We start from the raw sequence: 9,209 nt of genomic DNA, 5'->3' as shown, positions 1-9,209 counted from the left end.
ACCCCCCCCTCCCCTTCCCTCCCCGAGGGTTTTTCCCACCCCACGCTTTCCCGCCTTGACAAACCCGATCGTCGACTGAAACTCCCACCGGAGGGGCGGGGGAGGTCGGACCCGCCCTGCCGCGGCAGAGTTTTATGCCATGGCAAAAAGACAAAAGCTGTCCTCGCCGGACCGGCAGGCTCCGGGATGGCCACCCGGAGCGCTTGCCTCCCACCTTCTCGAGTTGGGCCGCTGGGTGGTCATCCCGTCGCCTGATTGGCCTATCACTTTGAGCCGGGCCCGCAAGCCTGCGCTGTCCCCCCACGTTGCGCTCTGTGTTGCGGGCCCGGCTCAAAGTGATTTCACGGCCTCAGGCGACGGGATGACCACCGCGCTCCTCCGATCACAAGCCTTGGACGCGCGAGGAGCTGGGTACCCCGCGGGCCGGGACCGCCGTCAGCAGGGTGAACAGCACCGCCGCCAGCTGGGCCAGGAGCAGCAGGTTTCTTTCCGTTCCCGGGTACTCCACCGTCACCTCCGCGGACGCCGTTGGCACCGAGACCGCCACCTGGTGGCCCCACGCCGGCACGATCGGGACCGGCTTGCCGGCCACCGCCGCCTTCCAGCCCGGTTCCTGCTCCGCCGCCAGCACCAGGAGCCGGCCCGTCGGGCCGTCGGAGACGCGGACGCGCACGTCCGGCAGGTCCGCCCGGACCGGTGCCACGCCCGGCGCAGTGCCCGGCGCGCCACCTCCGGTGACCGCCGCTTTCGCCTGTTCCGGCGAGATCAAGATCACCTGGCCCGCCGGCGGGAGCAGGCGCAGCACCCCGCGGCCGTCGGACGTCGGGGCGGCCACCGAGAGCAGGTCCTTCGCCAGCGGCGGGTACGCCTGCGGGTCCACGCCCGGCGGGAGCACCACGAACTGGACGCCCGCCGCCGCGGCCGCCGCGAAGGAGCGCTGGACCGCCGCCGCGTCGCCCTGGCCCAGGTCGCGGCGCCAAGCCGCCAAGCGGGCCGGTGTTCCGGGCGTCGGGGCCAGCTCGTCGTCGCCGTAGTGCGGGAGGCGGCCGGCGATCTGGCGCGTCGCGTCCGGGGCCAGGTCGAGCACCGAGCGGCCGGACGCCGTCAGCTCGGCCGTGACCTCCGGGGCGAGCGACGGCCGCTCACCGGCCCGCAGCGGGCCCTGCGAGCCGACGACCGCCGCGCCGGTGGCCAGCGTCAGGAACACCGCCACTCCGGCCACCGCCATCACCTTCGGCAGCCAGGTCGCCGGGACGCCGGTCGGGCCGCCGCGCTGCCACGAGCCGAGCACCACCCACAGCAGCCCGGCGCCGATGATCAGCAGCGGCACGCCTGCGTAGCCGTGCGACGGCGCGCCGCCCTGCAGCGGGGGCGCCGTGACCAGCCGCACCAGCACCAGCCCGCCCGCGCCCAGCGCCGCGAGCGCGAGCCCGCCGGCGGCGAGCTTCGTCGGCCGGACGACCACCGCCACCAGCGCCGCGGCGATCACCGCGACGCCGATCGGCCAGGCGCCCGGGCCGCCCGGGTCGAGCCCGGCCAGCTCGGTGCCGGAGACGACCGATGCGGCCCCGCCGAGCCCCTGGACGAGGAGTCCCGGGTGCTTCAGCAGCACGGTCGGCCACGGCAGCAGCAGCGCCAGCGGCAGCAGCACCACGATCCCGACCGACGCGATCCGGCGCGCCAGCCCGGTCGGCGCGGGGAGCACGACGAACCCGATCAGCAGCCCGGCGAGCGCGAGCCCGTGCGCCAGCGGCGAGAACGCTCCGAGCAGCGCCACCCCGAACGCCGACAGCGCGGACACGTGCAGCCAGCGCGTGTCCGCGTGCACGAGCAGCCCGGCGATGCCCGCGGCCACCAGCGGCAGCACCAGGTGCACCACGACGACGTCCAGCCGGCCCTGCGCCACGCCCGCGGTCGCGGCCGGCAAGACCGCGTACGTCGCCGCGACGACCGCGCGCACCCAGCGGCGTACGCGAAGCCGCCGCGTCGCCGCGTACGCGCTCAGCGCGGCCAGCGGGATGTCGCCGAGGAGCAGCACGGCGACCAGCGCGGCCGGCCCGCCGATCGGCGCGAACACCGCGCCGAGCGCGCCGAGCACCGGCAGGGTGGCCGACGCGGGCGCGCCGGTGCCGCCCGCGATCGCGTGCCACGGCGTCAGGTAGGACGTCCAGAGCTCCCCCAGCCCGGCGACCGGGAGCAGCTTGCCACCGAAGAGGTCGAGGCCCAGCCGGGCGCGGTTGACGAACAGCCCGAGCGCGGTGAGCACGACGAGCAGGACCACGGGCGGCGCGAAGATCGTGGCCGCCAGCACCCGGCGGCGGTTGACCTCGACGAAGACGAGTTCCGGCTCCGGCTCCTCGGCTTCGGGGGCGTCTTCGGCGACCGGCGCCGGGGTTTCCGGCAGCGCCACGGCGACGAGCGTGCCCGGGCGGCGCAGCCCGGACCCGCGTGAGCTGACGCCGCGCAACGCGCCCGCGGGCAACGCGTCGGGGCCGACCGGACGGTTCTCGCGGGCGTCGAGCGCTTCCGGCGTCACCCACGCCGACTCGGTTTCGACGGTCTCGGGCACGCGGCCGAGCGCGACGTCGTTCTCGACGCCGCGGCGCACCAGGCCGACGACGCCGGCGCGGACGGCGTTGCGCAGCCGGGTCCCGCGTCCGGTGAAGAGCCCGCGAACCGTGCCCGGCCGCGGATTCCGCCGCCGGTGGGCCCGCGCGGCGCGCAATCCGCCGCGTCCACTGAGGAGGTACCCGATGGCGGCGAGCTCGGCCCGCGCTTCGCCGGTGCGGCGCAGCAGGACGAAGGCCAGCGCGCGCAGCACGGCGAGCACCGGGAGCCGGATCATGCCGAGCCAGAAGGAAAACGGCGAGCAGTTCACCAGGAACACGCGCAGCCCGTGGGCGCGGTTCGCGGCGGCCGGCGGGCCGGGGAGCGCGTCCGCCGCCCGCCGCCCGGTGGTCACGGCGCGGGCGTGCCGCACCCGCGCGAGCGGGACGGACAGGACCACACCCCCGGCCGCGTTCGCGCGCCAGCCGAAGTCGAGATCCTCCCGCAGCAACGGGAAATCGGGGTCGAAGCCGCCGAGGGAGTCCCAGGCGTCGCGGCGCACGAGCGAGCCGGCGCTGGGCACGGCGAGCACCGCCACCGGGTCCTCGCCGGTCGTGGCGACCTGCTGGCGGTGCCCGGAGGCATCGGTGGAGAGGCCGGCTTCGACGATCAGCCGCGGATCGGTCCAGTCGAGACCGAGGGAACCGAGCACGGTGGCCGACGGTTCCTTCGTGGCGACGTGCAGGAGCTGATCGAGGCAGTCGGGTTCGGGCGCGCAGTCGTCGTGCAGCAGCCACAGCCAGGAACCGGGGTCGCCCCACCGCTCGGTGGCGTGCGCGACGGCTTCGGCGACCGCGGCCGCGAAGCCGGTATCACTCGGCAGTGTGATGACCCCGGCGAGAACGGGGGACGAATCCAGGCCGGGATCCTCGGCGGCTCCGGCGAGCAGCCGCGGGGTCGCGTCGGTGGAACCGGTGTCCACGGCGAGGACGTGCCGGGGCCGGACGGTGCTGCGGCGCAACGCGGAAAGCGCCAGCGGCAGCCAGTTTTCGCCGTCGTGACAGACCACAATGGCCAGAACGGGCGCGGTGCGCGGGACGGGCGGCGCGGCGGTGCGGGGCAACGAACGCTCCAGATCAGGCGGCAGTCGGTGCGGCCACCCTACGGCCCCGACCAGTCACCCGGTGGTGAACCCACGCCGAGCGCCCCGCACAGCGGAATCACCGGTGACGCCGGGCATCACCGGTGATTCGCACTAGACAGCACGCTTTTTGAGCTTCCGGCGCTCCCGCTCGGACAGACCGCCCCAGATGCCGAAGCGTTCGTCGTGGGCCAGTGCGTACTCCAGGCACTCGTCCTTGACCTCGCAGCCCAGGCAAATCCGCTTGGCTTCGCGGGTGGAACCGCCCTTCTCGGGGAAGAACGCCTCCGGGTCCGTCTGCGCGCACAGGGCGCGTTCCTGCCAATCCTGCTCTTCTTCGGTGGCATCGATGAGCTCGGTGAGATCTCCCAGAGCCTGCTCCGGGATCTCGCCCCAACTCATGACGTGCCCCCATTCCTTCCCATCGGCTTCCAACCGCACGTCCGCCTCCTCGCTCCCTAGCACTCCCCAGGCTGGCGGTGGTGAAACGACACTCGCCGTCCCCTCTCGGCGGCGAATGACATCACTGTGATTACACCCGTGTAGTGCGATCAGGTCAAGCGGAGTAGCGAGTTCGGGGGACGTTCCGGCCCGATCGCGCAAGGGGACACGCCGGTAACTTCACACCGGGCATACGGAAGACTGGAGCACGTGCAGAAGTCAGCAGTGCGCCCCAGCCCGGTCTTCCTCGGCATCCTCGCGCTCACCGCCGTCGGTGGCGTCATGGCCGCGTTCGGTCACGTCAATCCGTACTTCGTCCGAGATCACGACACACTGGCCGTGGCCGGTGTCGTGATCTTCGTCGCCGCCGGTTGGGTGGCGTCACTGTCACTGCACGAGTTCGGCCACGCGATGGTGGCCTACCGCGGTGGCGACTACAGCGTCGCCCACAAGGGTTACCTGAACCTCGATGTCCGGAAGTACACCGATCCCGTCCTGTCGATCGTCCTGCCGCTGATCTTCCTGTTCATCGGCGGCATCCCGCTGCCGGGCGGCGCGGTCTGGATCAACCGTGGCGCGTTGCGCTCGCGGGGGACGTCGTCCTGGGTGTCGCTGGCCGGGCCGCTGAGCAACCTCGCGGTCGGCGCGGCACTGTGCTTGGTGGTCGCGCTGGTCCCGATGGCGTACGGCCTCGTGATCGCGATGTCCTTCCTCGCGCTGCTGCAGGTCGTGACGTTCATCCTCAACATCCTGCCGATCCCGGGCCTCGACGGCTGGGGTGCGATCGAGCCGTATCTGCCGGCGCAGGCACGGGCGTTCGGCGCGCAGGTGCGCCCGTGGGCGCCGATCATCCTGTTCGCGGTCCTGTTCCTGTTCCCCCCGGCGAACGCCGCCCTGTGGGACGGTGCCGGCTGGATCTTCGACGCGCTGGGTGGCTATCCCGGTGCCCCGACGGGGTTCTTCCTCTTCCAGTTCTGGAAGTGAGGTTTGGGCCGGGCGCCGCGCGGGAAAGATCAGGTGCGGCGCTCGGTCAGCCAGACGTGCGCGCGCTTCCACACGACCCGCAACCCCGACCGCTCGCCGAGGTAGTCGCCCGCCGCACCGACGACCGGGAGCATGCCGAGCGCCCGGTGGAACAGGTTGCCGCGCGGGCGCTTCTCCAGTTCGCCCGTGATGCCGAGGAGTCCGCGGCCGAGCCGCCACAGCGTGCGGCCGGCCGCCTTGACCGTCGCCTTGCCGTGCTTCTTCTCGGACGCCCTCAGTTCCTCGGTCAGCTTCGCCGCTTCGTCCGCCTCCGCGGCTTCGTCGTGCTCCGCGTGCTTGCCCGCCGCGAGGTCCGGGTCGATCTCGCGCTCGAAGAGCACCCACGCGATGAGCCGGACCCGCGTGCCGACGTCGGTCACGCCGTACTCGCCCGCGATCGCGCACAGCAGCAGCCCCTGAGACGCCGCGCCCAGTGCGTCCTGCACCGGCAGGCGGTCGGCCAGCGCGCCACCCAGCCCGGGGATCGACGTCAGCAGCGCCGTGAACCGGCCGACGCGGTTCATCCACCAGCTCGACCGGTCGTACCCCGTCATCCGCGCCCACGCCGCCGTGCCCGGCACCTTCACCGACGTGACGCCGTGGATCAGCTTCGCCTTCAACCCCGACTCGACCTCGGCCAAGTCCTCCGAGGCACGCGCCTGCAGCCCGAACGGGTCGGACTCGCGCAGCGCGTCCAGCATCGGCCCGCACGCCCGCACGAACGGCCGCAGCACCGCCACGACCTGCCGGTCGGAGATCGACTCACCCACGTCCCGCTCCCCTTCCCACCGCCCGGCGCGGCGCGCCGCCGAGCACCATCGCGCCCGGCAGCGCGCTCGCGCCGAGCAGCAGCAACGCCCGCCAGTCCTGGATCAGCACCAGGTCACCGCCCGGGCCCAGCAGGCCGACCCCGAACACGACGAGCACCCACAGCGCCAGGGGTACCCAGGAAAGCCCGGGGCGCACCAGCTTCGCCGTGGTCCACACCAGCCACGGCGTGGTGACGGCGCCCACGAGCACCATCACCGGCACCGGGACCACCCCGATCCGCAGCGGCAGGAAGAACAGCTCCAGCAGCGCGAGCAGCACCGTGTCGACGGCGAGCAGCGCGAGCAGCAGCCCCTGCTCGAGCGTCAGCCGCTCGTCCACGGTCACAGCCCGCCGAACAGGTCATCCGCCGCACCCTCGGCGGGGCCGTGGGCCAGCACGAAGGAGTCCTTCGCGGGGATCGGCTGGGCGACCTCGTTCGTCAACGCGAAGTACGGGACGGCGCCGTCGACCACCGCCAGCTGCGTCGCGTGCGCGCGCAGTGCCGCCAGCTTCGCCGGGACGTACGCGGCGACGTCGAGCACCGTGGTGATCTCCTCGTCGGGCGTCGCGGGTAGCTCGTCGTCGTCCGGGACGCGGTAGCGGGGCTCGCCCGCACGCAGCGCGGCCAGCCCGGCACGCAGCGCGCTCTTCGACGTCACGGTGTGGAACACCCGCTCGACCGAGCCGGCCCGGACCGCCGCCGCCATCGTGATGTCGTGGGCGCGGATGTGGTCGGGGTGGCCGTACCCGCCGAAGGCGTCGTAGGTGACGACGACCTGCGGCCGGACCTCGTCGATGATCTCCGCCAGCTGCGCGGCCTGCTCCTCGGCGCTGCCCCCGGTGAACGCCCGCGGGTGCGAAGCCGACGGCGTGCCTGCCATGCCCGAATCCCGCCACCGGCCGAGGCCGCCGAGGTAGTGGTGCCGCGACACCCCCAGCGCGGCGCAGGCGGCTTTCAGCTCGGCGACGCGGTAGCCGCCCAGCTGGTCGGCCGCCTGGGCACGCAGCCCGGCCAGCTCGGGCAGGCCGGCCATGACCTCACCCTCCTCACCCAGCGTGCAGGTCACCACGGTCACCTCGGCGCCTCCGGCGGCGTATCGTGCGATCGAGGCGCCGGTGGTGATGCTTTCGTCGTCGGGATGGGCGTGGACGAACAGCAGCCTTCGCGATACCGGGGAGATCACGGGTTGAGCGTAATTCCCGTGCTCCGACCTTCGTCGGGGACACCCTCGGTTATCCTCGCGCGAGTCGCGACCGCCGCGTCGTGACCGTCTGTACCCCCACGAAGGGCATCTTGGTGAGCACTGAAGCAACTTCGGCGAACGTCGCCGGCGTGTCCGGATCCGTCCTGTCCATCTCCGACCTCAGCGTGTCGTTCCAGACCGAGGACGGCGTCGTGGACGCCGTCAAGGGCATCGGGTTCGACGTGCAGCCCGGCGAGATCGTCGCCGTGGTCGGGGAGTCCGGGTCCGGCAAGTCCGTCACGTCGATGTCGGTGCTGGGCCTGCTGCCCAAGACCAGCCGGATCGCCGGTGAGCTGCGCCTCGGCGAGCGCAACCTGGCGGATCTCAAAGAGAAGGACATGCAGAAGATCCGCGGCAACCAGGTCGCGATGATCTTCCAGGAGCCGATGACGGCGCTGAACCCGGTCTATACGGTCGGCTGGCAGCTGCGCGAGGCCCTGCGGTCCCACCTCGACATCGCCAAGGACGCCGCCGACAAGCGCGCGGTCGAGCTGCTCGACATGGTCGGCATCCCGAACCCCGATCAGCGGTTCAAGCAGTACCCGCACCAGCTCTCGGGCGGCCTGCGCCAGCGCGTCGTCATCGCCATGGCGATCGCCTGCGACCCGAAGGTCATCATCGCCGACGAGCCGACCACGGCGCTCGACGTCACGGTCCAGGCGGAGATCCTCGGCCTGCTGCGCAAGCTGCGGGACACGCTCGACACGGCGATCGTGCTGATCACCCACGACATGGGCGTCGTCGCCGACATGGCCGACCGCGTCATCGTGATGTACCAGGGCGAGATCGTCGAAGAGGCGCCGGTGCGCGAGCTGTTCGCGTCGCCGAAGGAGGACTACACCCGGCGGCTGCTCGCCGCGGTGCCGGTGCTCGGCCAGCGCCCCGAGGGCCGCCGCCTGCTCGACGACGCCGGCATCGCCAGCGACAGCACCGAGGCGGCCAAGATCGCCGAGGAGATCCGGCTGGCCGACGCCGAACTGGAGGCCGTGATCGAGGAGACCGCCCCGGCCCTCGAGATCAAGAACCTGGTGCTCGAGTACCCGGGCCGCCGCGGCCAGGCCAAGAACCGCGCGGTCGACGACGTCTCGCTGACCATCGCCAAGGGCGAGATCGTCGGCCTGGTGGGCGAGTCCGGCTCCGGCAAGTCGACGGTCGGCCGCTGCGCCGTCGGCCTGCTGCGCGCGACCCAGGGCACGATCGCGATCGCGGGCAAGGACATCACGACGATGTCGGCGAAGGAGATCCGTCCGCTTCGCCGGTTCTTCTCGATCGTGTTCCAGGACCCGGCGTCGACGCTGGACCCGAAGATGACGATCGGCGAGTCCATCTCGGAGCCGATGGTGCTGCACAAGGTGCTGTCCGGCAAGGCGCTGTCGGCGCGCGTGCGCTCGCTGCTCGACAAGGTCGAGCTGGGCGGGCACTACATGAACCGCTACCCGCACGAGCTCTCCGGCGGCCAGCGCCAGCGCGTGGCCATCGCCCGGGCGCTGTCGCTCGACCCGGCCCTGCTCATCGCGGACGAGCCCACCTCGGCGCTGGACGTGTCGGTGCAGGCCCGCGTGCTGGACCTGTTCCTGGACCTGCAGCAGTCGCTGCAGTTCGCCTGCCTGTTCATCAGCCACGACCTGGCGGTGGTCGACCTGCTGGCCGACCGCGTCGCGGTGATGCAGCACGGCAAGCTGGTCGAGGTCGGCACCCGCGACCAGGTGCTGCACTCGCCGCAGCAGGACTACACGCGCCGGCTGCTGTCGGCGGCCCCGGTCGCGGACCCGATCCTGCAGGCCGAGCGCCGCGCGGCCTGGGAGGCCGGCAAGCTGGCCCCCGTGGCCGACTGAGGCACTGAACACGCGGAAGGCCGCCACCCCCGGTCCGGGTGGCGGCCTTCCGCGGTTCCAGGGGCCCCCAGAGGTGGGGGGGGGGGGTGGTGGGGCCGGGGGGGGTGAGGGGGGGGGGGGCGGCCGGGGGGGGGGGGGCACCAAGACAACAAAAACAAGCCATATATC

The 9,209-nt window shown here is 72.7% G+C and carries 7 protein-coding genes; 2 read left to right on the top strand and 5 right to left on the bottom strand.

What is annotated here, in order from left to right; all coding sequences use genetic code 11:
- Positions 1-382 precede the first annotated feature (382 nt).
- Positions 383-3,670, bottom strand: a complete 3,288-nt coding sequence (locus AB0F52_RS48595) for a glycosyltransferase family 2 protein (protein ID WP_360186458.1) — start codon at positions 3,668-3,670, stop codon at positions 383-385.
- Positions 3,671-3,802: 132 nt separating this feature from the next.
- Positions 3,803-4,090, bottom strand: coding sequence for a WhiB family transcriptional regulator (locus AB0F52_RS48590; protein WP_161790928.1), 288 nt, complete (start codon positions 4,088-4,090; stop codon positions 3,803-3,805).
- A 264-nt stretch (positions 4,091-4,354) separates the two neighbouring features.
- Here AB0F52_RS48590 and AB0F52_RS48585 point away from each other — a divergent pair, with 264 nt between their 5' ends.
- Complete coding sequence (locus AB0F52_RS48585) at positions 4,355-5,113, top strand: site-2 protease family protein (protein WP_360186461.1); 759 nt, start codon at positions 4,355-4,357, stop codon at positions 5,111-5,113.
- 29 nt (positions 5,114-5,142) lie between these two features.
- Here the strand turns inward: AB0F52_RS48585 and AB0F52_RS48580 are convergent, their stop codons facing one another.
- The 3 genes from AB0F52_RS48580 to mshB are packed head-to-tail and all read right to left on the bottom strand — an operon-like array spanning position 5,143 to position 7,146.
- The gene (locus AB0F52_RS48580) at positions 5,143-5,922 is read right to left on the bottom strand and encodes a hypothetical protein (RefSeq protein ID WP_103337087.1); all 780 of its coding nucleotides are present in this window, start codon (positions 5,920-5,922) and stop codon (positions 5,143-5,145) included.
- A complete protein-coding gene (locus tag AB0F52_RS48575) occupies positions 5,915-6,307 on the bottom strand; it encodes a hypothetical protein (protein ID WP_360186455.1) in 393 nt (130 codons plus the stop codon). The genes AB0F52_RS48580 and AB0F52_RS48575 overlap by 8 nt, the downstream gene beginning before the upstream one ends.
- Positions 6,304-7,146, bottom strand: coding sequence for an N-acetyl-1-D-myo-inositol-2-amino-2-deoxy-alpha-D-glucopyranoside deacetylase (gene mshB, locus AB0F52_RS48570; RefSeq protein ID WP_360186453.1), 843 nt, complete (start codon positions 7,144-7,146; stop codon positions 6,304-6,306). Before mshB ends, AB0F52_RS48575 begins: the two co-directional genes overlap by 4 nt.
- 113 nt (positions 7,147-7,259) lie before the next feature.
- On the opposite strand from mshB, the gene AB0F52_RS48565 reads away from it, so the two are divergent.
- Entirely contained in the window at positions 7,260-9,041 is a 1,782-nt protein-coding gene (locus AB0F52_RS48565) for an ABC transporter ATP-binding protein (RefSeq protein ID WP_360186450.1), read from the top strand.
- Positions 9,042-9,209: the final 168 nt, after the last annotated feature.

The sequence above is a fragment of the Amycolatopsis sp. NPDC024027 genome (assembly GCF_040638975.1).
In the GTDB taxonomy this organism is placed as follows: Bacteria; Actinomycetota; Actinomycetes; order Mycobacteriales; family Pseudonocardiaceae; genus Amycolatopsis.
Note: the sequence above shows the minus strand (reverse complement) of the source record. Positions and strands in the feature narration are given on the sequence as shown.

Coding starts and splice junctions, on each gene's coding strand:
- AB0F52_RS48590 (WP_161790928.1), bottom strand. CDS start 4,090: ATGAGTTGGGGCGAGATCCCGGAGCAGGCTCTGGGAGATCTCACCGAG.